Annotated in this window: 26 protein-coding genes and 1 riboswitch; of the genes, 4 read left to right on the forward strand and 22 right to left on the reverse strand. The window is 51.8% G+C overall.

Annotation, left to right across the window (positions count from 1 at the left end; all coding sequences use genetic code 11):
• Nucleotides 1-48: 48 nt before the first annotated feature.
• Entirely contained in the window at nucleotides 49-978 is a 930-nt protein-coding gene (locus SPTER_RS14075) for a LysR family transcriptional regulator (protein WP_144350972.1), read from the forward strand.
• Nucleotides 979-1053: 75 nt separating this feature from the next.
• On the opposite strand, the gene SPTER_RS14080 is transcribed toward SPTER_RS14075, so the two are convergent.
• The 13 genes from SPTER_RS14080 to hisG form a co-directional block, all read right to left on the reverse strand.
• Nucleotides 1054-1770 (reverse strand): DUF1638 domain-containing protein, encoded by a 717-nt coding sequence (locus tag SPTER_RS14080; protein WP_144350973.1) that lies wholly within the window; start codon nucleotides 1768-1770, stop codon nucleotides 1054-1056.
• A 15-nt stretch (nucleotides 1771-1785) separates the two neighbouring features.
• Complete coding sequence (locus SPTER_RS14085; protein WP_144350974.1) at nucleotides 1786-2442, reverse strand: cobalamin B12-binding domain-containing protein; 657 nt, start codon at nucleotides 2440-2442, stop codon at nucleotides 1786-1788.
• Nucleotides 2443-2446: 4 nt separating this feature from the next.
• Nucleotides 2447-3175: a GntR family transcriptional regulator gene (locus SPTER_RS14090; protein ID WP_144350975.1), complete on the reverse strand. Its 729-nt coding sequence runs from the start codon at nucleotides 3173-3175 to the stop codon at nucleotides 2447-2449.
• 96 nt (nucleotides 3176-3271) lie between these two features.
• Entirely contained in the window at nucleotides 3272-3961 is a 690-nt protein-coding gene (locus SPTER_RS14095; RefSeq protein ID WP_144350976.1) for an LrgB family protein, read from the reverse strand.
• Nucleotides 3961-4317 carry a CidA/LrgA family protein gene (locus SPTER_RS14100; protein WP_211367285.1) on the reverse strand — a complete coding sequence of 119 codons (357 nt, stop codon included), beginning with the start codon at nucleotides 4315-4317 and terminating at the stop codon, nucleotides 3961-3963. The genes SPTER_RS14095 and SPTER_RS14100 overlap by 1 nt, the downstream gene beginning before the upstream one ends.
• A 151-nt stretch (nucleotides 4318-4468) precedes the next feature.
• On the reverse strand, nucleotides 4469-5122 hold the full coding sequence (gene hisIE / locus SPTER_RS14105; protein ID WP_144350977.1) for a bifunctional phosphoribosyl-AMP cyclohydrolase/phosphoribosyl-ATP diphosphatase HisIE: 654 nt from the start codon (nucleotides 5120-5122) through the stop codon (nucleotides 4469-4471).
• Complete coding sequence (gene hisF / locus SPTER_RS14110) at nucleotides 5119-5877, reverse strand: imidazole glycerol phosphate synthase subunit HisF (RefSeq protein ID WP_144350978.1); 759 nt, start codon at nucleotides 5875-5877, stop codon at nucleotides 5119-5121. The genes hisIE and hisF overlap by 4 nt, the downstream gene beginning before the upstream one ends.
• Nucleotides 5877-6614: a 1-(5-phosphoribosyl)-5-[(5-phosphoribosylamino)methylideneamino]imidazole-4-carboxamide isomerase gene (hisA, locus tag SPTER_RS14115; RefSeq protein WP_144350979.1), complete on the reverse strand. Its 738-nt coding sequence runs from the start codon at nucleotides 6612-6614 to the stop codon at nucleotides 5877-5879. The genes hisF and hisA overlap by 1 nt, the downstream gene beginning before the upstream one ends.
• A gap of 6 nt (nucleotides 6615-6620) precedes the next feature.
• Nucleotides 6621-7253: an imidazole glycerol phosphate synthase subunit HisH gene (hisH, locus tag SPTER_RS14120; RefSeq protein WP_144350980.1), complete on the reverse strand. Its 633-nt coding sequence runs from the start codon at nucleotides 7251-7253 to the stop codon at nucleotides 6621-6623.
• Between the two features lie 12 nt (nucleotides 7254-7265).
• Nucleotides 7266-7853 carry an imidazoleglycerol-phosphate dehydratase HisB gene (hisB, locus tag SPTER_RS14125; RefSeq protein WP_144350981.1) on the reverse strand — a complete coding sequence of 196 codons (588 nt, stop codon included), beginning with the start codon at nucleotides 7851-7853 and terminating at the stop codon, nucleotides 7266-7268.
• Nucleotides 7850-8893, reverse strand: coding sequence for a histidinol-phosphate transaminase (gene hisC, locus SPTER_RS14130; protein ID WP_144350982.1), 1044 nt, complete (start codon nucleotides 8891-8893; stop codon nucleotides 7850-7852). The genes hisB and hisC overlap by 4 nt, the downstream gene beginning before the upstream one ends.
• Nucleotide 8894: 1 nt before the next feature.
• Nucleotides 8895-10235 (reverse strand): histidinol dehydrogenase, encoded by a 1341-nt coding sequence (gene hisD, locus SPTER_RS14135; protein WP_144350983.1) that lies wholly within the window; start codon nucleotides 10233-10235, stop codon nucleotides 8895-8897.
• Complete coding sequence (hisG, locus tag SPTER_RS14140) at nucleotides 10232-10897, reverse strand: ATP phosphoribosyltransferase (RefSeq protein WP_144350984.1); 666 nt, start codon at nucleotides 10895-10897, stop codon at nucleotides 10232-10234. Before hisG ends, hisD begins: the two co-directional genes overlap by 4 nt.
• Nucleotides 10898-11087: 190 nt before the next feature.
• Between hisG and SPTER_RS14145 the strand changes: the two genes are divergently transcribed.
• A complete protein-coding gene (locus SPTER_RS14145) occupies nucleotides 11088-12044 on the forward strand; it encodes a D-2-hydroxyacid dehydrogenase (RefSeq protein WP_144350985.1) in 957 nt (318 codons plus the stop codon).
• Here the strand turns inward: SPTER_RS14145 and SPTER_RS14150 are convergent.
• Genes SPTER_RS14150 through SPTER_RS14160 form a run of 3 tightly spaced genes read right to left on the reverse strand, consistent with a single transcriptional unit; the run spans nucleotide 12041 to nucleotide 14065 of the window.
• A complete protein-coding gene (locus SPTER_RS14150; protein WP_144350986.1) occupies nucleotides 12041-12568 on the reverse strand; it encodes an HDIG domain-containing metalloprotein in 528 nt (175 codons plus the stop codon). The two genes, SPTER_RS14145 and SPTER_RS14150, sit on opposite strands and share 4 nt — an antisense overlap.
• A complete protein-coding gene (gene hisZ / locus SPTER_RS14155) occupies nucleotides 12561-13745 on the reverse strand; it encodes an ATP phosphoribosyltransferase regulatory subunit (RefSeq protein ID WP_144350987.1) in 1185 nt (394 codons plus the stop codon). The genes SPTER_RS14150 and hisZ overlap by 8 nt, the downstream gene beginning before the upstream one ends.
• 2 nt (nucleotides 13746-13747) lie before the next feature.
• Nucleotides 13748-14065, reverse strand: a complete 318-nt coding sequence (locus SPTER_RS14160) for a YerC/YecD family TrpR-related protein (RefSeq protein ID WP_144350988.1) — start codon at nucleotides 14063-14065, stop codon at nucleotides 13748-13750.
• A 201-nt stretch (nucleotides 14066-14266) separates the two neighbouring features.
• A riboswitch (SAM riboswitch) is annotated at nucleotides 14267-14372 on the forward strand.
• Nucleotides 14373-14497: 125 nt separating this feature from the next.
• Here SPTER_RS14160 and SPTER_RS14165 point away from each other — a divergent pair.
• Complete coding sequence (locus SPTER_RS14165; protein ID WP_144350989.1) at nucleotides 14498-15319, forward strand: MetQ/NlpA family ABC transporter substrate-binding protein; 822 nt, start codon at nucleotides 14498-14500, stop codon at nucleotides 15317-15319.
• 894 nt (nucleotides 15320-16213) lie between these two features.
• On the opposite strand, the gene SPTER_RS14175 is transcribed toward SPTER_RS14165, so the two are convergent.
• From SPTER_RS14175 to SPTER_RS14200, 6 genes are all read right to left on the reverse strand, one after another.
• A complete protein-coding gene (locus SPTER_RS14175; protein ID WP_144350990.1) occupies nucleotides 16214-16804 on the reverse strand; it encodes a TetR/AcrR family transcriptional regulator in 591 nt (196 codons plus the stop codon).
• Nucleotides 16805-16817: 13 nt separating this feature from the next.
• Complete coding sequence (locus tag SPTER_RS14180) at nucleotides 16818-17336, reverse strand: DUF456 domain-containing protein (protein ID WP_170233283.1); 519 nt, start codon at nucleotides 17334-17336, stop codon at nucleotides 16818-16820.
• A gap of 27 nt (nucleotides 17337-17363) precedes the next feature.
• Nucleotides 17364-18635, reverse strand: coding sequence for a phosphoribosylamine--glycine ligase (purD, locus tag SPTER_RS14185; protein WP_144350992.1), 1272 nt, complete (start codon nucleotides 18633-18635; stop codon nucleotides 17364-17366).
• A gap of 21 nt (nucleotides 18636-18656) precedes the next feature.
• Nucleotides 18657-19409: a YdcF family protein gene (locus SPTER_RS14190; protein ID WP_144350993.1), complete on the reverse strand. Its 753-nt coding sequence runs from the start codon at nucleotides 19407-19409 to the stop codon at nucleotides 18657-18659.
• Nucleotides 19410-19587: 178 nt separating this feature from the next.
• Nucleotides 19588-21321 carry a glutamine--tRNA ligase/YqeY domain fusion protein gene (locus tag SPTER_RS14195; protein ID WP_246105305.1) on the reverse strand — a complete coding sequence of 578 codons (1734 nt, stop codon included), beginning with the start codon at nucleotides 21319-21321 and terminating at the stop codon, nucleotides 19588-19590.
• Nucleotides 21322-21478: 157 nt separating this feature from the next.
• Nucleotides 21479-23446 carry a methyl-accepting chemotaxis protein gene (locus tag SPTER_RS14200; RefSeq protein WP_144350994.1) on the reverse strand — a complete coding sequence of 656 codons (1968 nt, stop codon included), beginning with the start codon at nucleotides 23444-23446 and terminating at the stop codon, nucleotides 21479-21481.
• Between the two features lie 333 nt (nucleotides 23447-23779).
• Between SPTER_RS14200 and SPTER_RS14205 the strand changes: the two genes are divergently transcribed.
• Nucleotides 23780-25735: a spore germination protein gene (locus SPTER_RS14205; protein WP_246105306.1), complete on the forward strand. Its 1956-nt coding sequence runs from the start codon at nucleotides 23780-23782 to the stop codon at nucleotides 25733-25735.
• Nucleotides 25736-25742 lie beyond the last annotated feature (7 nt).

Raw genomic sequence — 25742 nt, forward strand, 5'->3', positions numbered from 1 at the left:
TTTCTAGCAGGCACAACAGCAGATTATCCTGGATGGGGAGAGGATAGAATGGAAGATATCAGGCATTTACGTTCCTTCATCTATGTGGCTGAATATTTAAATTTCACCAAGGCTGCTGAACAGCTTTATATAAGCCAGTCAACGTTAAGTAAACATATTGCCGAATTGGAGGAACAATTGGGCGTTCAGCTGTTTGTCCGCACGCATCATTCGGTCCGTCTGACCCCGCCGGGAGCCACTTTGTTTGCCGAGTCCCGTTCACTCCTGACCAGAATCAGCGAGGTCTTCGAAAGAACCCGCAAATCACAGCTTGAGGTTTGGGGAACACTGCGTATCGGCTGCATGGGCCTCGAACATGTCTTTTTGCCCAAAATCCTGAAACACTTTACCGCCCTTTACCCCCATGTCAAGCTTGATATCCAGGTTATGCCTGTCCCCTTGATCAACGAAGCGTTAGCACGCCAGGAACTGGATATCGGGTTCGATACGTTCGTAGGCAGTGAATTTACTTCAAAATTTGAAACCTGTACAATCCGCCGCGCCCGTCTGTGTTTCTTATTGCCCCGCCATCATCCTTATGCCAACAGATACTCGCTTGATCTGGCGGAGCTGAAGCAGGAACGTTTCATTCTTATGTCCCCCGCGGCTTTTCCTATTGGCCTGGAGTGGTTTACCCAACAATGTAATGCCCGCGGCTTTGCCCCGAACATTGTCAGCCAGCCGGTTCGGGTGGAAACCCTCTTTTGGCAGGTTACGGCCGGGCTGGGTATTTCCTTTTGGGGCTTTGATCCGGTCTTTTGCCAAATGTTGCGCCATAACATCTCCCTGGTGGCAATGAACGGACCTAATGCCTACGGAAATATTGCCCTGATCTGGAAAAAAAGCAATCCCAATCCGGTTATCCCGCTTTTTATCAAGGAGTTTGATAACATAAAACCAACAGAGAAACCGGCCTTACGAAGGCTGGCTGCCCATTAGCCGCGCCTTATTAACACAAATAAAATAAACGCCCGGAACCTCGCTCAGAGGTTCCGGGCGTTTATTCTATTTGTATTATTTGTTGCCGCACAGTTGTAAAGCTGTCGTTTGATTAAAGCGGATCTGCCCACTGCTGTCCCGGCAAATATCCTGCATCGTCACGGCTTGCCCTGGAGCCAATACCAAAAACTCGTCATCCCAGGTACCCTGCAGCAGCTTATGGAATAGACGCAGCGACCCTGGCACCACCTCATGACACAAGTTAAGCTGTTCAGCAAAGTTTTGCGTCTGGGCCAGGATGCTGTCCACGGCATAGGCGCCGGTATCAATCAGCATAAACCGTTTATAGTGACCCATCATAATTTTCATGATTTTCAGGGCTTTAGTCTGGCCGTAACGCTCAACACAGCGCTCATATTCACGGAGCAGGTTATTTTCATAATCCAGCCAGCCTTTGGTTAAAAAATAGGTGCCCGCTTCTTTTGATATATTTTTTCTCGTTTCGCAGGAACCTAACAGCAAGGGAATGCAATCATCCACCTTGGGCAGCACCAGTGTGGCCTTATCTGACTTTATATCAAGCAGACTATTACCGCAATAGCCAAACACTAATAAGATTGTATCCACATTATCAATGCGATTGATCTCTTCCTGAATTCGCTTATGCAATAATTCCGGTGTATTATGCAGCCCTGATTCAATATAAAAAACCGGATAGCCGGCACCGGTGGTTTTAAGTGCCAGTGTAAGCTCATCCCGCAGGGTCTGACAGGCCAATATTGCCGTCCCCATGCAATCCCCCTTCCTTTACGACGACTGAATAATTCGCTGATTTGCCACAAAAATATTGCGGCATAATTCTGTAACTTTAGTGCAATCAGTCGCCCAATAATCGGCGCCTGTATATTTCCTTACACTTTCATTAACTAAGCCGCCGATAATAACGATTGTCTGCGAACGAAGACCGGCCTCATCCAGCAGAATGATGGTTTTCTTCATCGACTCAAAGGCCTCGGTAACAAGCCCGGTTAGACATACCACCCGGCTGTTGTACTGTTTTACAGCTTCAACAAATTTGGGTCCCGGCACATCAACCCCCAGGTCACAGATATCAAAACCGTTATAACGCATAATGCCGGTTGTAATATTTTTGCCAATATCATGGATATCATCCTCCACGGTCCCGAAAATAACCGTAGGATAAAGAGAACGCGGGATAACAGTCTGGTCTTTAATGACCAGGGTCAGCACATCTTTAAAAATCTCAGAAGCCATAATCAGATCTGATAAAAAATACTCGCCTTTGCTGTACAGCTCGCCGACCCGGTCGGTACCGGCCCTGATCTCATCCAGCAGCACATACGGACTAATTCCTATTTGCAGGCCTTGCTTGACTAAATTAATGACCATGGCTTCATCCAGTCGGGACATCGCGGCAACAAGCATTTTCTGGGTCTTTAACATAGTTTCACAACCTTCCTGAAAGTGGATATGAGGTTGCCTTTAATTCAAACCGGTCTTTATGGCAAATCATGATCGAAACACCCAGTGGATTATCCCCCTTAGCATAAATGACTTGTTTAATAACAAGCGCCGGCAGGACTTCATCAGCCTCCAATAATCTGGCTTGTTCCGGCAGCAAAGCCGCCACCGATATAACCGTATCATTGCGGACAGGCACACTTTCCTGATGTTTGGCAACCAATTCGGGAAAATCAGCATATTCCAGCTGCGTTTCGAGCAGAGGTTTGCCTTTTTGATACCGTAAAAACTTTTCTTCAATCGCCACAGGCTGAGCCCCTTTAAACAGGAGGCGCTTGACTGTAATTACACTGGACTGCCCGGTAAACCCCAATTCACTGGCTAATTTCAGGTTATTGCGGATCAGGTTAACACTTAACAGCTTATAACGTAACTGTTCATCATTAACACCGCTGTTCTTCAGATCAATGATCAGCTGATTCAGCCGGGGCCGGGTGACAAAGCTGCCCTTGCCTTTAATGGTATCAATCAAACCGGCTTCCGCCAGCAGCGCGATCCCCTGCCGTACAGTCATCCGGCTTATTCCATACTTTTCCCCTAATTGGGCCTCCGTTGGCAGCAATTCACCATCTTTAAGCTCGCCTGCTTCAATTTGCTGCTTTATATCTTCGGCTAACCGGTAATAAACAGGTATCAAATTCTCGCGACTTTTCATAAAACCGCTCCTTACCGTCCCACGTTAAGCGTTCACGTATATATATATATATATATACAGTTTACACAATAAATAAGAATTGTGCAATTACTTTCTTTAGCCACCAAACAGAGTAACGAGAACAGGGGCTGCCAGGGCCGTAAACACACCGGCCAGAGCCATTGCCACCCCGGCCATCGACCCGGCTTGTTCCCCCTCCAGGAGGGCCATCGCCGTTCCCTGACCATGGGCTACCGTCCCCATAGCCAACCCCCGGGCAACCGGGTCATGGATCTTAAACCAGGTAAGCAAACTGAGTCCCGCCACAGAGCCAAAAGTGCCTGTGGCAACAACAAAGGCCACCGCCAGGGCCGGGTTGCCGCCAGCCAGTTGGGCAATCCCGACGGCAAAGGGGATTGTTGATGACTTAGGAATGATGGAAACAATGATATCCCGTGCTAAACCGCCAGCTTGCGTAATAAATAACACCGTCGCCATTGACACAATGGTACCGGTGCCAACACCAACAACAATTGCCAAACTATATTGTTTCAATAAATGCCGGTGGCGATACAGCGGTACTGACAGAGCAACGGTAGCCGGTCCCAGCAAAAAAGTCATGATGTCTTTGGCCGGAACATAAGCAGCATAAGGCAGTTTGCAAATAATCAGGATCGCGATGATTACAGAAGTACTCAACAGTACTATATTAATCAAGGGATTATTATATCTGAAATATAAATAGCGGCTAAAAAGATAAACCCCTACCGTAATAAGAATCGAAACAACGGTAATGACCGCTTGCATTACTTATCCCCCTTGCGCAACAACTGTGCCAGGCCCCCCACGGTAAAGAAGGGTAACACCGCGCCGGCCAGCAGCGCTGCTGCCAAAACCAGGCCATGCTCATAAAATACAGTTCCCCAGTCCATTAGGCCTACCGCTATGGGTATAAAGAAAAACAGCATATGCTTAAGCAAAAAGTCGGCAGCATCCTGAATATAGCGAAGCTTGATAATGCCGGACAGTAAGAGTAAAAACAGCAGCACCATTCCAAATACGGTACCGGGAATAGGCAAACCGGTAGTGGCAGTTATTTGGTTGCCCAGCCAGTAGACAATCCATAAAAGCATTCCTTGCCCTATCATCTGTAACAGCTTCAATACTTTCTCCCTCCAGCGTTCTCAATAGTAAAAAAGGCCGCGCCTCCAGACTCAATATACAAAGCGTAGCGGAGACAGGCAATTCTGTCAACATTTTTTGCGTCAAACTAATAGCACGCCGCATCCTGATTGTTGGGATGCAGCGTGTTGTCTATTTTCTGCGTTTTTTCAGTTCCTCCAGCAATTCACTGGGAGCAATGTTATGGTTAGCCAGCAATACCAGGCAATGATACCAGAGATCTGCCATCTCATACAGGATCTCGGCTTTATCATGATTCTTAGAGGCAATAATAGTTTCGGCCGCTTCTTCCCCAACCTTTTTCAGGATTTTATCCTGGCCTTTTGCAAACAGGTAATTGGTATAAGAACCTTCTTGAGGATTGTGCTTGCGGTCATTGATGATATGATACAGTTCAAATAAAATGCCGGCTAGCGGCTCTTTATACACAGTGTCCGGAGCAATCGGCTTTTCTGCCTGGCCTTCTCCTGTATCCAGCCTGCGGCTAAAACAGGAGAAGGTTCCCTCATGGCAGGCGCTTCCTGTCTGGATTACTTTTACCAGAATCGTATCGGCGTCACAGTCATAATACAGTTCTTTGACAGCCTGCACATGGCCGGAGGTTTCGCCTTTCTGCCAGAGTGTCCGGCGGCTGCGGCTGTAAAACCAGGTTACACCGGTTTCCCTGGTTTTGCGGAGCGCCTCGGCGTTCATGTAGGCCAGCATGAGCACAGTGCCGCTGGCTTCATCCTGAACAATGGCCGGTACTAACCCCTGGTCATCATATTTTATGTTGACATCATTCATAATCTCACCTCTACCCCGCGGGCTTTTAAAAATTCTTTAACCTGACCAACGGAAAACTGTCCATAGTGGAATACGGACGCCGCCAGTACCGCATCGGCCCTGCCGGCTGTCAATACCTCATAAAAATGTTCAAGCTCCCCGGCGCCGCCGGAAGCAATCACAGGCACATTGACGGCCTCAGACACCGCCCTGGTAAGGGGAATGTCATAGCCATCCTTAGTGCCGTCTTTATCCATACTTGTTAAAAGGATCTCCCCGGCTCCCAGTTCAGTGGCCTGCTTCACCCAGGCCAATACATCCATCCCGGTCGGTGTCCGGCCGCCGTTAATGTATACCTCCCATTGGCCGGGTACAGTCTGTCTGGCATCAACAGCCAGTACGATACACTGGCGGCCAAACCGCTTGGCGCCTTCAGCCAGCAGCTCCGGCTTTTTTACAGCGGCTGTATTCAGGGAAACCTTATCGGCCCCGGCTTTGAGCATCGTCCGGATATCCTCCACCGTACGAATGCCCCCGCCTACCGTAAAGGGTATGAACACCTCGGCCGCCACCCGTTCCACCACATCCACCATCGTCGTACGTTCATCAGAAGAAGCCGTAATATCCAGGAACACCAATTCATCGGCAAGCCTGATATCATAAACCTTTGCCAGTTCCACCGGATCACCGGCATCCCGCAGGCCGACAAAGTTCGTACCTTTTACCACCCGCCCGTCTTTCACATCAAGACAGGGAATAATCCGTTTCGTATACATTATGCCGCCCCCTCCTTAGCCAGGTGAATGGCCGCGGCCAGATCGACGGCACCGGTATAAATGGCCTTGCCAACAATAACGCCCTCAATCCCCTGCGCCTGATTGGCCGCCTGCAGAGCCGTAATATCCGCCAGGCTTTTAACACCGCCCGAAGCAATGACCGGAATCCCGGCCGCTGCCGCCAGCGCCGCTGTCGCCGCGACATTAACCCCCTGCAGCGTACCATCGCGGGCAATGTCGGTATAAATAATGCGGGCCACACCGGCCGCAGCCATTTTCACAGCCAGCTCCTCGGCCCCAATCCCGCCGTCAACCTCCCAGCCCTCAAGCGCCGCCTGGCCGTCCCGGGCATCAATCCCCACCGCAATTTTGCTGCCGAACTGCCGGCAGGCTTCCCGCACCAAGCCGGGATTGCGGACCGCAGCCGAACCCAGAATCACCCGGCTGACGCCGGCCGCCAGCACTTGCTCAATGATCGCCAGCGACCTGATGCCGCCCCCGAGCTGCACCGGGATGGGCACAGCCTTAACGATGGCCCGGACAGCCTCAAGATTGACCGGTTTACCGGCTAACGCACCATCCAGATCGACAACATGCAGATACTCAGCCCCGGCTGCTGCCCATTTGAGCGCCATCGCCGCCGGGTTATCGGCAAACACAGTCTCCTGGTCAAAACGCCCTTCCGTCAGACGGACACAGCGTCCGCCCCGGATATCAATTGCCGGATAGATAATCATGAATTTTCAACCCCTTAAAAAATTGGCTAAGATTTTCAGGCCGGCAGTGCTTGATTTTTCCGGATGAAACTGCACAGCCTGCACATTGCCGCAGCCTACCGCGGCCGTAACCTCACCGCCATATTCGGCGACAGCCGTTACCAGCCGGCCATCTCCGGGTACAGCATGATAGCTATGGACAAAATAGAGAAAAGGGGCTGCCGGCAGGCCGGCCAAAAGCGGGCTGGGCGATTTCATGTTCAGACTGTTCCAGCCCATATGAGGAATTTTTAAACCGGGAGCCCTCAGCTTGCACACCATTCCCGGCAGAATTCCCAGCCCCGGCACCCCCGGGTCTTCTTCACTGCCATCAAACAAAAGCTGTAAACCCAGGCAAATTCCCAGAAACGGCGTATCCCGCCCGGCCACTTCTTTAATAGTGCTAATAAGGCCATAGCTGTTGAGATTAGCCATACAATCACCAAATGCCCCTACCCCGGGCAGCACGACCTTGACCGCACCGCCAATCACCGCCGGATCGCTGGTCACAACAATCTCATAGCCGCTGCCGGTTTCATCATTCAATTTAGCAAAGGCTTTGGACACACTATGCAGATTGCCCATGCCGTAATCAATAATTGCCAACGTTTTGAGCGCCATCGCTTATCCTCCTTATAATATCCCCTTGCTGGACATAACGCCCTGTATCCGTTCGTCCCGGCGGGTGGCCTCAGCCAGAGCCCGGCCGCAGGCCTTAAAGATGGCTTCAATGATATGATGGGTATTTTTGCCTGCCAGCAGCCGCACATGCAGGGTAATGCCGGCATGAACACACACTGCCCGCAAAAATTCCTCTGTCAGCTCACTGTCAAACTGGCCGACCCGTTCACTTGGCAATACCGCCTCAAACACCAGATACGGCCGCCCGCTGATATCCAGCGATACCATAGCCAGGGCTTCGTCCATCGGCACAAAGGCGGTGCCATAGCGTTTGATGCCGGCCTTGTCCCCCAGGGCTTTAGCCAGGGCCTGCCCAAGAACAATGCCGGTGTCTTCCACAGTATGATGCCCGTCAACCTCGAGATCACCCCGGGCGTCAACCCGCAGATCAAACAGCCCGTGTTTACTGAGCAGGATCAGCATATGATCAAAAAAACCAATGCCGGTGGCCGCCTTGGCCTGGCCGCTGCCGTCAAGGTTCAGGGAAACAGTTATGGCGGTTTCTCCGGTTACCCGCTCGATTACAGCAGTACGGCTCATCCGGCAGCCACCTCCAATACAGCATCGTTTTCCGCCGGTGTGCCAACACCAATCCTGATACAGCCGGCCAGTCCGGGCGCAGCACTAAAGTCGCGCACACCAATGCCCCGGCGGCGGAAGCGGGCCACCAGTTCAGGGGCCTGCTCACTCTTTACCAGCAGGAAGTTGGTTTGCGAAGGATATACATGGATGCCGGCAACAGCACCGAGGGCGGCGGTCAGCCGTTCCCGTTCCCGGCTGGTTTCAGCCAGACTGCCGGCAAACTCCCGGCGCATACCAAACACCGTCTCGGCGGTAATGAGTGTTAAGGCATTTATATTATAGGGTAAAAGCACCTTGCCGATCGTGCCGGCAACAGCCTCACTGGCTAACAGATAACCCACGCGGGCTGCGGCCAGGCCATAAGCCTTGGAGAAGGTGCGGGCAACCGCCACATGCGGATATTTGCCCAGCAGGCTGACTGCCGTCCGGCCATAAAACTCATGATAGGCCTCGTCAACTACCACCAGACTCCTGGTATTGGCGGCAATATATTCAATTTGCTCGGGCGGCATCACCGTGCCGGTTGGGTTGTTCGGATTACACAGCAAAATAACACCGGCCGCAGCCTGCTCAGCCGCCGTCAGCATTTTATCCGCATCCAGCGTATAATCGGCCTGCAGCGCCACCGGCACCGGCTGGCTGTCTGCCAGTTTGGCATAAATACCATACATGGAAAACGACGGACTGGGATAGACAATGCTGCGGCCGGCCCCGCCATAGGCAAAACACAGGGCCTCTAAGATCTCACTGGAGCCGTTGCCAATCAGAACATTGGCCGCCTGCAGGCCAAACTCCGCCGCAATCACGGCTTTTAACGATTGCGCACTGATCTCAGGATAACGGTTAAAGGGCAGTAGCCCCAGCCGTTCAATGATCCGGGCTTTAACCGCCGGCGGCAAATCTGTCGGCCGTTCATTGGCATCAAGGCGGATGGCCCAATCGGTGTCGGCCACCGAATATGTTTGTAATGCTTCCAGCCCGGCGCGGGGCATAAACATATTAATTCCCCCTTATCCTGACAGCACTGGCATGGGCAGCAAGCCCTTCGGCTTCAGCCAGCTGAATCACCTGGCTGCTGACGGCGGCCAAGGCCGCCTGTGTATAGGCGATAACACTGGTCTTTTTCATAAAGGTGTCCACAGTAAGCACCGAATAAAAGCGGGCTGTGCCGCCGGTGGGCAATACATGATTGGGGCCGGCAAAGTAGTCGCCCAGCGGCTCCGGCGAATAAGGTCCCATAAATACGGCACCGGCATGCCGCACAAAAGGCAGCAGCTTGAAAGGCTCGGCTGTTAACAGTTCCAGGTGTTCAGGGGCCGCAAGATTGGCCAGTTCAACCGCCTCCTCAATATCTTTGGTAATAATAATCAGGCCGTTATCTTCAAGCGACTGAGCGGCAATAGCTTTACGTGGCAGTGCCGCCAGCTGACTTTCGACTGCCTGCGCCACCCGGCCGGCCAAATCAGCACTATCGGTAATCAAAATACTTGAGGCCAAAACATCATGTTCAGCCTGGCTCAGCATGTCTGCCGCCACATAACCGGGATCGGCCGTACTGTCGGCAATAATTAAAATTTCACTGGGACCTGCCAGCATATCAATATCGACATGCCCGTAGACGGCCTTTTTGGCCAAAGTTACAAAAATATTGCCGGGCCCGGTAATCTTGTCCACCCGCGGAATCGTTTCCGTCCCAAAAGCCAGCGCTGCTACGGCCTGAGCCCCGCCCACCTTGAATATTCTAGTGACTCCGGCCAGCTTAGCTGCTGCCAGGACATAGGGATTAACCCGGCCTTCTGCATCCGGCGGCACAACCATAATAATCTCCTGCACCCCAGCCACAGCTGCCGGCACGGCATTCATCAGAACAGACGAAGGATAGGCGGCGGTACCGCCGGGCACATAGATGCCCACCCGGTCCAGGGGCGTACATTTTTGTCCCAGAACAGCCCCGTGCTCGCGTTCGGTAAACCATGATTCAGGCACTTTTTCGGCATGAAACTGTTTAACATTGGCAGCCGCAGCCGCCAGGGCAGCCAGCACCCCTTGATCAATCCCGGCCACTGCGCTGTCAATCTCAGTCTGTGTTACCTCCAGCGTTGCGGCCGTAAAATCGGCACCGTCTATTAATCTCGTATACCTTAAGACAGCCTCATTGCCCTGGCAGCGCACATCATCGACAATCCGCTGGGCAACCTGCACTGCCGGCAGTTCTTCACCAAACAGTTTTTTTACCTTGGCCTTGGCCCCGGCCCCGAGCGCCACCTTGTCAAAAGCCGGTTTTTCCATAATCTCTGCGATTTCTTCTTTGCTCAAATAACTGCTGTATATCCGTTTCATGCTTTTCCCTCACTTTCCACCAGCGCTTTTAATCCTGCCACCATTTGGTTGATCCGGTCAAATTTCATTTTGAAACTGACCCGGTTAGCGATAAAGCGGGCGGTTGCGGTGTGGATTTGAGCCACTTCCAGCAGATTATTTTCTTTTAATGTCCGGCCGGTTTCCACCAGGTCAACAATAATTTCAGCCAACCCCACCATCGGCGCCAGTTCAATCGAGCCATTGAGTTTAATAATCTCCATTTGGATACCATTACTGTGGAAAAAACGTTCTGCCACCCGGGGATACTTGGTAGCCACCCGCATATGGGCATAATCACTTAGTTTTTCCTGCCTGAGCACCTGCGGCACAGCTACCATCATCCGGCAAAAACCAAATTTCAGGTCGAGCAGCTCGTAAACATCTTTATTTTCCTCTGCCAGTACGTCTTTACCAATGATCCCGACATCAGCGGCGCCATATTCAACATAGGTGGGCAAATCAGCGGTCTTAGTAATAATAAACCGGATTTTTTCAGCCTCGTTCGCAATCACCAATTTACGCGAATTCTCGCTGAGGCCTTCGGCAGTATAACCGAGTTGGCCCAGGCGGCTTGCCGAAAGATCGAATAACTTGCCTTTCGGTAAGGCAATTGTTAAATAATCCATATCATTTGAGGTCATTTCATGCCTCCATTTTAACTTTAATTAATTAAAGTGTTAATATAATAATATATTAACACCATGCAGTAGGAGCGTCAATCCCTATATATTCTTTTTTTACCTATCGTTGTCCTTACATTTTCTAGTAGGAAAAGTCTCTGCATATGTAGAACTAAATGGCAGGATAATAAACCTGATAAGGAGGTTCTGTATGCCTGTACTTAATATAGTAGTGCTCAATCCGCTTGCCGACCGTCATCTGGCGGCCCTGCAGGCAGTGGATCCTGATATCACTATAACGGTCGCTGATGAGAGCAGCGCCCTCGAAAAAATGTCTACCTGCCATATACTCGTTACCTGGGGCTGGTTGGAAACCAGACCTCTGTATCAGGCCGCGCCGCACCTTGAATGGATTCACGCCCTGAGCGCCGGTGTTGAAAGGCTGATTTTTCCTGAAATCCAGGCAGCTGACATCCTCCTGACCAATTCCAAGGGCATTCATGGTATCCCCGTAGCGGAACACGTTTTAGCCCTGATGCTGGCCTTTAACCGGGGGCTGCCTGTCAGTATCCGCCAGCAGGAGGTGAAACAATGGCAGCGCATGCCCACAAGCGAATTGCATGACCAAACAATTGCGATTGTCGGCTTGGGCTCCATTGGCCGGGAAATTGCAAAAAAGGCGAAAGCCCTGAGTATGAAGGTCCTGGCCAGCAAGCAGGAAATTACGACCGAGCTGTTTGTTGATAAACTATACCCTGCCGATAACGACAGCCTGCTTGAGATGCTGGGCCAGGCCGATTTTGTCGTCATTGCGCTGCCGCTCACCGAACATACTCATAACCTGATCGGCCTGCCTCATTTTGCAGCGATGAAACCCTCGGCCTACTTTTTTAATATTGCCCGGGGTAATATTGTTAACGAAGCCGACCTGATTGCGGCTTTGCAGCAGCAGCTGATTCAGGGCGCCGGCCTGGATGTGTTTACCACCGAGCCCCTGCCGGCCGACAACCCCCTGTGGGATATGCCCAATGTCATCATTACGCCGCATATGGCCTCCCTGTCACCGGCCTATCTCGACCGGGCGGTTAAGCTGTTTGCCGACAATCTCACCCGCTTTGTCCAGGGGCGGGATATGATTAACCTTGTTGATAAAATAAAAGGGTATTAATGCCGGCTGTCGGCCAGGCGCAATATTACCAGTTCCGGTTCATCATCAACTGCCGGGGCCTGATGGTGCCGCTCCACAATCCTGATCATGGCCGGGGCAGCGCCGATAGCCTGCAGCATGACGGCCCCCCGGGCCGCATGCTGATAATAAATATATAGGGCATGGCGCAGATTGGCCACTTTGCCGCCTCGCCCCGGACGGGCCCAGCCTCTGGCCCAACCGGCAGCTACCTTATCCAGAATAACTGTCAATACTTTATCAAAAGTGCTGACATCGCCCCGTACTTTGCCAACATCATGTAACAAGGCGCACTGCAGCAGCAGTTCCTGATCAATCGTACAATCGCCGCTGCCAAGAGCAGACGCCGTATAGGCAACATTCAGGGCATGCCGCTGGTCAGGCAGGTTCATCTGCCAAAACAGCGCAGCCTGGCCGGCGGTTAAATGGCTGGCAACAAACTCCCGGTCCTGCTGGGTAATCCGGGCCGACAAGGCTGAGACCAGCTGTTTAACCCGTTTACTCAATATAAATCAACTCTTCATAGCCGGACGCGGACGCCAGCAGCTCGGCCTTATCCCTGGCCGCCGGGGCCAGGGCCAGTTTGGTGCGCCGGCCGTCTTTACGGCATTGCTGCGCCGCCTCAATCGCCGGCGAGAGCCGGCCTTCCGCCCAGGCAATATACACCTCCGGCGCCGGCACACTGACACTGATCCCCTGCCGTTCCATCGCCAGCAGCACCCGTTCAATGCCCAGCGCAAAACCTGTGGCCGGATTGTCAACCCCAAAAGAAGCCAGCATCTTGTCATACCGGCCGCCACCGCAGAGCGGGAAGCCCAGGCCGGGTGTATAACCTTCCAATACCATGCCGGTATAATAATCAAAATCACGAATAATCCCTAAGTCAAAATTCACATACCGGTCAACACCGTAGCCGGCCAGCAGCCTGCGGATATCGGCCAGATTGTCCAGAGCCCTGCGGCTAAGGTCATTATTTACCAGCCGGCAGGCCTTGTTCAGCATTTCCTCCTGCCCATGGAGCAAAGGGATTTGCTGCAGCAAAGCCTGTGCACCCCGGGTCAAGCCGCTTGTCGCCAAGATTTCACCAAGTCCTACTAAATCCCGTGATACCATAGCGCATTTGATCTGCTGCTGACACTGCGGGGTTAACCCGCTCTCAGCCATAAGGCCGTTGATAAAATCCACCTGGCCTAAACTGACCTGAAAATTAGCCAGACCTGATTCCAGCATGGTTTCCACGGCCAGGGCCACCACCTCGGCATCAGCCGCCGGGCCGGGCGCACCCAAGAGTTCAACCCCGGCCTGATAAAATTCACACTGCCGGCCGGCCTGAGCCTGTTCGTGGCGGAATACATTGGTCAGATAAAACAGCCGCAGCGGCAGCGGCCCATCCTTCAGCCTGGTCGCCGCCACGCGGGCAATGGGCGTAGTCATATCCGGTTTAAGCACTAAAATACGGTTGTTGTTATCAAAAAACTTAAATACATGCTGGTGCATATCACTGCCGGTACCGACCGTAAGGGTTTCAATATATTCAAACGTTGGGGTTACCACTTCATCATAGCCCCAACGGGAAAATAGTTCAGCCAGCGAGCCTTCGACAATCCGCTTCTGCTTAGCTTCCCGCAGCAGCAGGTCCCGGGTACCGTAAGGGATTTGCGGTACAAACTGATTTTTGCTCATAACTACACCCCCTTTTCGTCAGCCTTATTTCCCTCTAAATGGCCCAATACTGCCTTGTACCCGTCGGCACCATAATAAAGACAGCGTTTTACCCGGCTGATTGTCGCTGTACTGGCACCGGTCGAGGCCACAATATCATCATAAATGACCCCTGCTTTTAATAAGCGAGCCACTTCCAGCCGCTGGGCCATGGCTTTGATCTCGCCGATTGTACAAACATCCTCAAAAAACTGATAACATTCCTCTTCAGTTTGCAGCGACAAAATACCCTTGAACAACTGATCTGTCAGTTCATCTTTCAATTTGGGATTTACCGGCATGCTATGCGCCTCCCTGTAATACTTGCTATTGATATGCTTAGTTCGCTGTTAACCCGGATTTTCCTTCTTTAATCCTTTTTATCTTTATTTAATTAAAATAGGTTATATAATAAAATTTGTCTTCTTCACGTAAATAATACATTAATAATCCTGTTGACAGATACATTTTGCCATGTTATCATAAATTTTGTAAATTAAATATACTCATCAAGAGCTGGCTGAGGGAATGGCCCTATGACGCCGCGGCAACCATCGCGCAGGTGAAACGGTGCCAATTCCAACAGGATTAACTCCTGACAGATGAAGAACTGGACAACCAGCCTCTTCACACTGTCGGAGAGGCTTTAATTATTGGCCATGGAGGGAGGACCGCAAATCACTTCTGCCTGCTGTCAACAACCACATTATATTTTTATCCGGGAGGAATAATGTATGAAAAAAATTACCTTATTACTGATTACAGTCTTATTGGCATTATCCGCGTTTATCAGCGGCTGCGGCGGCAAAGAGACCCCGGCGCCGGCAGCTGTGGAAAAAAAGACGGTTAAGGTTGGCGCTACCGCTGTACCGCACGCCGAGATTCTCAATGTGATCAAGCCGGTTTTGGAAAAAGACGGAATTAATCTGGTTATTGTCGAAATGAGCGACTATGTCCGGCCGAACATTGCCGTGGCCGAAAAAGAGCTTGACGCCAATTTCTTTCAGCACATTCCTTACCTGACAAAATTCAGCAGCGAGCGTAATTTGGATCTAACCTATACCGCCGCCGTACATATCGAGCCAATGGGCATCTATTCCAAGAAAATCAAAAGCCTGGATGAGCTGCAAAGCGGTGCCCAGGTTGCCATTCCTAACGACCCTACCAACGGCGGCCGGGCGTTAGCCCTTTTAGAAAAAGCCGGCATTATTAAACTGAAAGACGGTGCAGGGATTAATGCCACGGTAAAAGATATCGCAGAAAACCCCAAAAACGTTAAAATCAGCGAACTGGAAGCTCCCCAGCTGCCGCGCGCCCTGGACGACGTTGCTTTAGCGGTTATCAATACCAATTATGCCCTGGAGGCAAAACTGGTCCCGGCCAAAGATGCCCTTTTTATTGAGCAGAAAGACTCGCCTTATGTCAACATTCTGGCCGTCCGCAAAGGGGATGAAACCCGCCCTGAAATTCAAACGCTGACCAAAGCCCTGACTTCTGAGGAAGTTAAAAAATTCATCAACGAAAAATATCAGGGCGCCATTGTCCCGGCCTTCTAACCAGTAGTAAAAAAAGGCTTGCACCCTTTCGCAGAGAAAGAGGCGCAAGCCTTTTTTGGGTCTGCCAGAACTCATAAATGAATTCTGTGGAAATAAGAATTTATAAGTTTTGACAGGCTAACAGTCCTATAGACTGCAGGGAACCAAGATTCAATGCCGGACTTGAGCAAGGGGAAGGGGCCCCCGTAACCCCGGTAACCCACCGGCCATTGCCGGAAAAAGCGTTCCGCAGGAGAAAAGCCGGGCGGTATTCCGTTAAAAAATCCGTCTGTTTGAGCGCAGCGAGTTTACGGATTTTAGGAATACTGTCCGGCTTTTCAGCTTTTGGAGGCTTCGGGCCTAGACCTTTTGTTACTTTACTATGAAAACATCTCCTATGTGTCAGAAAAAAAGGGCGCACAAATACAAGCCTTATAGTCTAGGGCCCAAAAATTTATGGTATGTAGGCAATTAGGCCGTAGCTGTGGTGGGGAGCTCCCAACCCAAAGCCGCTAATTTTTTCAAATATGATTGTATTTTCTTCTCCCGGTTAAATCGATTGTAATACTCGGAACCTAACTCTCGATAAGGAACGCCTGTTTTTAGTATGTGGTAGATCGCTATCAGTAGGGAATGGGCGACAGCTACGGCGGCTCTGCTCTCCCGAATGAGCTGGACAATATGTGGTTCAAGCAGGAAGTCATATCAATTTTGGGGTCGAGTTCTTAGCTCAAAAAGTATCGACCTTATGCCACACTTTAATTATACGACATTGTTTTCGTTTATGGTGATGCTACTGCGCGCGTTGCATCTGATTTTGGGGCGATGCCAAAAGTAAAATTATTCCCTTGTATTTCAAAAGTAACTGCTATACGCACAGCCTGCAAGACCACGTCAGGGGTTTTCTTGTTGCATTCAACGCGCCACAACACCATAGAGAAAAATATCGGCAATATTATTAGCATTCGCCTCAATCGAATCGGCCTGGGCATCGACAAAGCCCTGAAAAACCATCATTACGATGACACTAAACAGCCCGTGGGCCGCTTTATGCACATCACACGGGCGAATAGCCCCCTGCTCAATTCCGGCTTGCAAAATCGTTTCCAGTACGCCAATGGTATGGACAAATCTTTCCCGGTATTTTTCGCGCTGGGCCGCAGTAAAATTTGTTGATTCCTCATGGCCCAGACCGCGCATTTCATGCATGAGCACCCGCCATAAATCGGCATTAGCGACATAAAACTCTAAAAACACCTTGATCACTTTTTTTATTTTGATGAGCGGCACTTCATCAAGACCGGCCAGCCGGTTGAGCTCAGTTTCAAATTTTGCGCTGCGCTCTTTGACCAGGGTATAAAAAAGCTGCTCTTTACTGGCAAAATAATTATATACCGTGCCTTTGCCGGTATCCGCCATGGCAATAATCTCATCCACAGTGGCCCGGTGATATCCCTTATGGGAAAAAACAGTATAGGCGGCATCCAGTATTTGCTGTCGTTTCATATGGTTCCTCCTGTCACCCTGCCCACGTTAGCCTGGAAATAATCAGCGCCACCATCCCGATGGCTATCGCTAATTTGAAGATAAGACCCAATGCCTGACCGACAACAATGCTTTTTGCCACCCGTCCAGCCTTTTCCCGGTTGCCTGTAGCCGCATATTCTGCCAGATAGCCGGCGGCAAAAGAACCGCCGACGGCCCCGGCAATGGAACCCAGGCCCGGCATTATCCCCGTACCAAGGATCCCGCCGGCGATACCGCCGATAAAGGCGACTATGATCGCCGTTTTCGAGGCATTTTCCTTTTTTGCCCCTAACGAACCGGCTACAAACTCAACCAGCTCCCCGGCCAGTACGGCGCCAAACAGAATGAGTAAGGCCGTATTATTCATAGCGGCAAAGGGTGCCAGATAACCATAACCCAGGGCCACGAAAAAAATCAGCCAATTCCCGGGTAAGCCGATAACAGTTAAGCCAATGCCAATAACAGTCACAACAATGACCAGTAAATTAATGGCTGTTAAACCAGCATCCAAAGTATGCACTCCTTCTGCACCCTGCATTTACTTCCGGTTGAACGCCCGGTGAGCAATGTCGTTACGATATTGCATGCCGGCAAACTTTATCTCAGACACAGCCTGGTAGACCTTGGCCACTGCCGCCTGAATATCATTGGCTACCGCAGTCACGCCCAGCACCCGGCCGCCATTGGTTACAATCCGGCCGTCTTTGCAGCCTGTCCCGGCATGAAAAGCGATGGCCCCCTGGGCCTGGACCCGATCAAGACCGCTGATAGGATCACCTTTGGTATAGCTGCCGGGATACCCGTCAGCGGCCAGTACCACACACACGGCGGCTTGGTTTGCCCATTCCAGCGTGATATCTGCCAGCCGTTCGTCGACACAGGCTTCCATAACAGCAACCAAATCACTGTTCAGGAGCGGCAGCACAACCTGGGTTTCCGGATCGCCAAACCGGGCATTAAACTCAATGACCTTGGGTCCTTGTTCAGTAATTATTAAGCCCGCATACAAACAGCCTTTATAGATAATCCCCTCCTGGCGCAGGGCATCCACCACCCGCTGCAATACCTCCCGCGTTACCTGCGCCCGCACCGCCTCGGTAACCACCGGCGCCGGCGCGTAGGTGCCCATCCCGCCGGTATTGGGCCCCTGATCATTATCAAATATCCGCTTATGATCCTGGGCGGCGATCATGGGCGCGACGGTAAAACCGTCAGTAAAGGCCAGCAGCGAGGCCTCTTCCCCTGCCAGATACTCTTCAATAACCACCAGATTGCCGGCACTGCCAAAGGCCTTATCCTGCATAATCATAGTCACTGCCGCAATTGCCTCTTCCACAGTCATGGCGACAACAACGCCCTTACCGGCAGCCAGGCCGTCAGCTTTTACCACAATCGGCGCCCCCTGCTCCTGTATGTAGGCAATGGCCTTCTCCGCATCGGCAAAGGCGGCGGAGGCCGCAGCCGGAATGTTGTATTTATGCATAATCCCTTTGGCAAAAGCCTTGGAACCTTCTAATTGCGCCGCCTGCCGGGACGGGCCGAATACTTTAAGATTAAGAGCGGTAAAATGGTCGACAAGGCCATTGGTCAAGGGCAGTTCAGGCCCGACCACGGTTAAACCGATGTCATGGGCTAAGGCAAATCTGCCTAAGGCTTCATTATCAGTTATATCCAGCGCCACACACTCTGCCAGCGAAGCCAGGCCGGGATTCCCCGGCACACAGTATAGCTTCTCCACCCGGGGACTCTGTTTCAGTTTCCAGGCTAAAGCGTGTTCACGCCCGCCGCCGCCAATAAGTAAAATATTCAAAATACCACTCCTCAGAATTCATTAAAACCAGTTAACAGCCATAAGGCCGAGATACTCTTTGACAGCCAGCTGCGAATTATAGAACGCATCCGCCCGGGGCCACAGCTGATGCCATTCAAAAATAAACTTTGTATTCGTTTGGTAATCGGTGGGATAGGGCACCACTGCCACCTGATATTTAGCAAAATGCGCCACAGACCGCTTCATATGGAACGCGGAGGTCACCAGGATCGGGCTGGTAAACCCCTCCGCCGCCAAAATCATTGTCGTATATTTGGCATTGTCGGCGGTATTAAGGCTCTGTCCTTCCACAATAATTTTATCGGCGGCAATCCCCAGTCCCAGCAGAATATGCCTGGCAATTTCCGCCTCTTTGCCGGTATTGGCAAACACCTGGCCGCCGGATATGATAACAGGCGCCCCGGTTATATAATGCAGCTGCGCTGCCGTCAGCAGCCGGTTGGCAGCAAAGCCTGTCAAATGCCCCTGGCCATGAACATTAGGGGTATCTGCCGTTGCCCCGCCCCCCAGCATCACTATAACATCCCCGCTGATGCGCGGTGGCGGCTGGTAACGGCTTTCCAGCGACCGCATCAGCCAGTCACCGACCAACGGAATGGAAATCAGGTACAGCAGGACGGCGATTACCGCCAGCGCCCCAGCCCCCTGCTGCCGGCGCCTGTACAGCCCCAGGCAGAGCATTGTCAAAATGGCAATAAACAAACCGGGCGGCAGCAGAAAGGTTATATACAGGAACTTAATCAAGACTAACACGGCAACATACCCCGCTTCGCAGATGGCAGAAAGACTTTTACCGGCAGGCCTGCCAGGCAAAAGTCTTTCGTGCTGTTATTTCTTGGTCTACCAGAATTTATAAATAAATTCTGTGGACATAAGAACGAATATACCCTACAGGGCACAGGCGGCTTCTGCCATCGTCCTAAAGGACTCGTCACAAGCCAAGTCTTTTCTTATCAAGCTTAGCCCAGGAATCTTTTAGGGATATAATACGGTTAAACACCGGCTTGCCTGGTACTGAATCCCGGTCCACGGCAAAATAACCGCAGCGTAAAAACTGAAACCGGCTTCCCACTGGCGGCATTTTAATACTAGGTTCAACAAGACAGTCAACCAGTCTTTCCAGGGAATTGGGGTTGAGCCTATCCACAAAATCCTTGGCCTCTGCGCCTTCGTCTTCCTGGTCCTGCTGGCTTGTCAGCAGGTAATCGTACAGGCGTACCTCGGCCTTCCCGGCATGTGCCGCCGACACCCAGTGCAATACGCCTTTGACCTTGCGGTTGGCAGTGCCGCTGCCGCTCCTGGTCTCAGGGTCATAGGTGCAGTGTACGGCCACAATCTCGCCGGTCTGCTCGTCCTTTACCACCTGTTCACACTTTATAATGTAAGCATGCTTAAGCCGGACTTCAGCTCCGGGCGCCAGGCGGAAAAATTTTTTCGGCGGATTTTCCATAAAATCATCTTGTTCAATATATATTTCCCGGGAAAATGGGATTGTCCGTGTCCCCATCGCCGGGTTTTCCGGATTATTTTCAGCTATAAGCTCTTCCACCTGCCCGGCCGGATAGTTGTCAATAATAAGCTTCAAGGGTTTCAGCACAGCCATAACCCGGCTTGCCTGCCCATTGAGATCTTCTCTGATGCAATGCTCCAGCAAGGCCACATCTACAGTACTGTTGCTTTTGGCAACACCGATCCGGTCACAAAAGTCGCGGATTGCTGCCGGCGTAAAGCCCCGCCGCCGCAAACCGGAAATGGTGGGCATCCGCGGGTCGTCCCAGTCACTGACATATCCCTCTTCCACAAGCCGCCGCAGATAACGCTTGCTCATGATCGTATTAGTAAGATTCAGCCTGGCAAATTCAATCTGCTGGCACTGATAAATGCCTAACGCCGCCAGCGTCCAGTCATACAGCGGGCGGTGATCCTCAAATTCAAGTGTGCAAATCGAGTGCGTCACACCTTCGATGGAGTCTGAGATAGGATGGGCATAATCATACATCGGATAGATGCACCAGGTGTCGCCGGTACGATGGTGCTTAGCGCGGATAATCCGGTAAAGAACAGGGTCCCGCATGTTAAGATTCGGGGAAGACATATCAATTTTCGCCCGCAGTACCCGGCTGCCTTCAGCGAATTCGCCGGCTTTCATTTTTTCAAACAGCGCCAGGTTCTCCGCTATTGTCCGGCTCCGGTAAGGGCTCTCTGTGCCCGGCTCAGTCAGGGTGCCGCGATACTGGCGCATCTCTTCGGCCGACAAATCACAGACATAGGCTTTACCCTTTTTAATAAGTTCTACCGTATATTGATAAATTTTTTCAAAATAATCAGAGGCATAATATTTGCGGTCATCCCAGTCAAAGCCCAGCCACTTGACGTCTTCCTGAATAGAATCCACATACTCGACGTCTTCTTTGGTCGGGTTGGTATCATCAAAACGCAGATTGCATTTGCCGCCATATTTGAGAGCCAGTCCAAAGTTCAGGCAAATGGACTTGGCATGCCCGATATGCAGGTAGCCGTTCGGTTCCGGCGGGAAGCGGGTGTGAACGCGGCTGCCATATTTTCCTGTCTTTATATCTTCATTGATGATCACTTCAATAAAATTAGCAGGCATAGCAGGATTGGCTTCAGCTTCTTTATCCATATAATCAGTTTCAGTATTCATGCAAATCCTCCTTAGGGTATGTGTCCATTATATTATATCCTTATATTATACAACATTCCTGCCTTTTCCAAAAGCGAGTACAGGGATTTATTACGTTTTTTTGTTAAAAAGGCCTAACTGCGTATGCGGTTAGGCCTTTTTTGCTAGTCTTGGTCTCTTAAACCCGGAACTTCAACACTGCCTGCTGCAGCTCAGCCGCCATGTGGGCCAAACTGGCGGCGGCGGCGGTGATCTCCTGTACACTGGCGTTTTGCTGCTGGCTGGCGGCCGCCACCTCCCCGGCACTGGCGGCATTAAGGCGGGCCGAATCAGCAATACTGTAAACTGCTGCTTCCACCTGACCGCTGCGCCGCTGCTGCTCTTTGGTCAGCGCCACAATCCGGCCGACTTCAGCCCGCACATTTTTAACCGCCCCATATATTTCTTTAAAAGCAGCTCCGGAGTTTTCCACTGCCCGGACACCGGCGGCTACTTCCCGCCCGCCCTGATCAATAGCATTGACAGTGGCTACCGTTTCCGTCTGGATCGCCTCGATAATACCGGCAATCTCCCGGGCGGCCGCTTCCGACTGTTCAGCCAGTTTGCGAACCTCATCCGCAACCACGGCAAACCCCCGGCCCTGCTCTCCGGCCCGCGCGGCTTCAATCGCCGCATTCAGCGCCAGCAGGTTTGTTTGCCCCGCAATCCCGGCAATTACATCAACAATCTGGCCAATTTGCCGCGATTTATCACCAAGGGCATGAATCATTTTCGTAGCCCTGTTAACATCCTGCTCGATCTCATTCATTTTAATGACAGCCAGGCCAATCTGCTCAGATCCGGCTTCAGCCACCTGCTCGCTTTGCTGCGATGCCGCCGCCACCGCCTGGGCGGCTCTGCCGGTGTTGGTCATTGCCGTCACCATTTCCCGGATGACCTGAACGGACTGCTCGGCACTATTCACCTGGCCGGCAGCCCCCGCGGCCACACCCTGGATGGTGACCGCCACTGCCTCAGCGGCTTTGCCAACCTCACCGGACGATGCCGCCAGTTCTTCCGATGACGCGGCCACCGTTTCAGCAGTAGCCGAGGTTTTGGCCACAAGCCCCCGGAGTGACCGGATCATGGCATTAAAGGCAGCGGTGAGCTGGTTAATCTCGGCCACCCCCCGCACTTCAATCACGTGGGCCAAATCCCCGGCCGCCACCTGGCCGGCCGCATTCACCAGCTTGTCAAGGGGGCGCACAATATTCCGCGCTGCATAATACGCACTAATCAAGGCAAGCAAGACGGCCAGCAGGGTTACAGCCCCGGTTGCCAGTGCAGCCTGGGTAACGGCGGCCATGACCTCTCCGATTGGTTCATAGACAATAACGCCCCAGCCATAGCCGTCAATCGACGAATACGTAACAAGAGACCTGTCGCCCCGGGTCGAGGCTGCCTCCTGCGAACCCTGGCGGCTGTTCATAGCCTGCGCAATATAATCATAAGCAGCAAAAGACTCTTTTTTCAGTACACGCTCTTTGTCTGGATGGGCAATCACCGTGCCTTTATTGTCCACAACATCAACATAGCCGGTTTGTCCAATACGTACCTCATCAACTATTTCCCAGATAGCCTGTAAACTGACGTCGGCCGCCATAACACCGGCAATCTGCCCGGAACTGTTTTTAATAGGAACGGCAATCGTAATACAGGGAGCATTGGTGAAAGATGATATATAGACATCGGTGAAAAAACTATTCCCTTTAATCGCTTCTTTAAAATAAGGCCTGTCGGCACGGTTAGCCAGACTGCCCGAGGTTCTGGCAATCTGCATGCCTGTGGCGTCCATAACAAAAATCAGTTCAAAGATGGACTGATTCTGTTGGGCTGCCAGTACCAGTTCTCTCATGGCCGCCGGATTCATTGACCTGGCAGTCGGTGTGTCGGCAAGCAGCTTTACAACCCCTTGGGCATCGTCTACCATCCGCGTAATTTCGTTGCCGATTTGCTGGGCCGTATTAAGGTTGGCATGGATCGTGGACTCCCTAATCGCCTGTGAATTTATGTAACCGCCCACGCTGCCGCTGATACAGGCCGGAATCAGAGCAAATAAAACCAGCAGCACAATCAATCTTGCTTTTAAACTATTGCTGACAAACAAAGCCTTTAACCTCCGTAAATTATAATTATAATATTCTCTATAATAATTATAGCTGCAACAATTATATTCAGCAATCGCCATTTCTCTGGGTTTACTGTAAGATCATGTAGGATTTTGTAGGTTTAGTGTCTTGACCACATTATCCTTTTAGTTTGCTGACGGCCAAAAGGGCAAATGGCGGCGTCAGCCCCTCCTGGCAGCCCCCTGCCAGTAGGCGTCGCCGGTGCTTCCTGGCCCTTTGCCCTTTTGTCTCGCCCTAAAACTAACACCTAACTTTGCAAGGTACTGGGCAATAACTTAACATTGCTGTATTTACCGGTTAACAGTATAAATATGCTAATAATGCTAAAAATATCCACAGAAGCAAAGGAGTGGTGCGCGCTGATCGATAACTCGATTTTTATAATATACCGCTATTTCAAGAGGCTGTTGCTCTATCAACCGCCCCCCCAGGCCGCACCGTTTATCCTTGAGGAAACACCGGCAGAAAAACCCCGGCCGGAAGAAGCCTCTGACCCGCACCAGGAAGCCGGCCGGGCCGGCCTCAAAGAGCAGCACTACGAGCTCAGTTCGCTGTTGCGGCAGGCTTACCGTATTACAAGCCTTATGGAAAAAGCCAAAGCGGCGTTAACCCAAAAGCCGGATGAGGCAAGCCGCCTGGGGCTTGAGGCCGAGTTTCACCGCCTTGAGCAGCAGCAGCAAGAGTTAACCCCTCTGCTCCTGAGCTATGATAGCCAGCAAGACCGTACAAGCCTGGGATCAGCCCCGCTGCGGCCAAGCCTGGAAGAAAATCTGCATGTCGTCAACCGCCTGTACGAGCTGCCTGCCAATAAAGACCTTGTCGTCAGGGAGATTACCCTGCCGCTCCGCCCACCGGTGCCGGCAGTCCTGCTGTTTATTGACGGCATGGTAGACTCCAAGCTTTTGAACCTGGCTATTATGCAGCCATTACTGATGATGCCGCCCCCCCAGGGCATCCGCAACGGCACCGGGCTGATCAGTCATCTTAGAAAAGAAATACTGCCTGCCAATCAGGTGGTGGCAGGAAAAACCTTCACCGATCTGCAGGATGGCATTAACAGCGGCGACACCGTCCTCTTAATTGATGGTGTCGATGAACTGCTTATTATCGGTTCCAAAGGCTGGGAGCACCGTGCTGTTGCCAAGCCCACCACCGAGCAGTCCATTCGCGGCTCCCAGATGGCCTTCAGCGAAAATCTGCGTGTCAATACAGCCCTGATCCGAACCATGCTCCGCACCAGCGATCTTGTGACCGAAATGATTAAAATCGGCGAACGCAGCCGGGTCAATTGTGCCGTCATGTATGTAAAATCAATTGCTAATGCCTCCCTGGTCACTGAAGTCAAACGCCGGATTGGCAGTATCAGGACAGATTACGTGGACGACATCGGCCTGTTGGAACAATTTATCGAAGATCATCCCAAGTTACCCTTTCCGCAGACAATATCGACAGAACGCCCTGACCGGGTATCGGTCCATCTCGCGGAGGGGCGGGTGGCCATTATCCTGGAAGGCAACCCCTTTGTGCTGGTAGTCCCGGTCGATATGTTTGCGCTGCTGCACTCGGCCGAAGATTTCAGCCTGAAGGTGCCGGCCGGGAGCTTTATGCGGGTGTTAAGAGTTGTCGGTACACTTATATCCACAATGCTGCCGGCCTTCTATATTGCCATCAGCTACTTTCACCAGGAGGCCCTGCCCACCGAATTAGTACTGGCGATCGTCGGCGCCCGGGGCGATGTCCCGTTTCCGGCCTATTTTGAGGTTATTGTTATGGAAATATCCTTTGAGCTGATTCGTGAAGCCAGCCTGAGAATTCCGAATATCCTGGGCTCTACCATTGGCATTGTCGGCGCTATCATCCTGGGGCAGGCCGCAGTGGCCGCCCATATTGTCAGCCCGATTATGGTGGTCATTATTGCCATCACCGGCCTGGCCTCATTTACGATCCCGGAATACCGGTTTGCCTTTGCCGTAAGATCCGTCCGGTTCGGCCTGCTGCTGCTGGCGGCGATAGCCGGACTGGTCGGGCTGTCGTCGGGGATTCTCCTGCTGATCACGACCCTGGCTTATATGAAATCCTTTGGCATGCCTTATCTCTCGCCGATCTCCCCGAAGTCAACGGGGGGCCTTGATGTATTCGTACGGGGCGCTGTTTTCCGGCAGGAATCCCGGCCGGATGCGCTGAACACCAAAGATCCCACCAGGCAGCCCCATATTAGCCGCAGGTGGACCACGGCTGCCCCGCAGGAAGGAGATGATCAACCATAAGCTACCA

Source organism: Sporomusa termitida, assembly GCF_007641255.1.
GTDB classification, from domain to species: domain Bacteria; phylum Bacillota; class Negativicutes; order Sporomusales; family Sporomusaceae; genus Sporomusa; species Sporomusa termitida.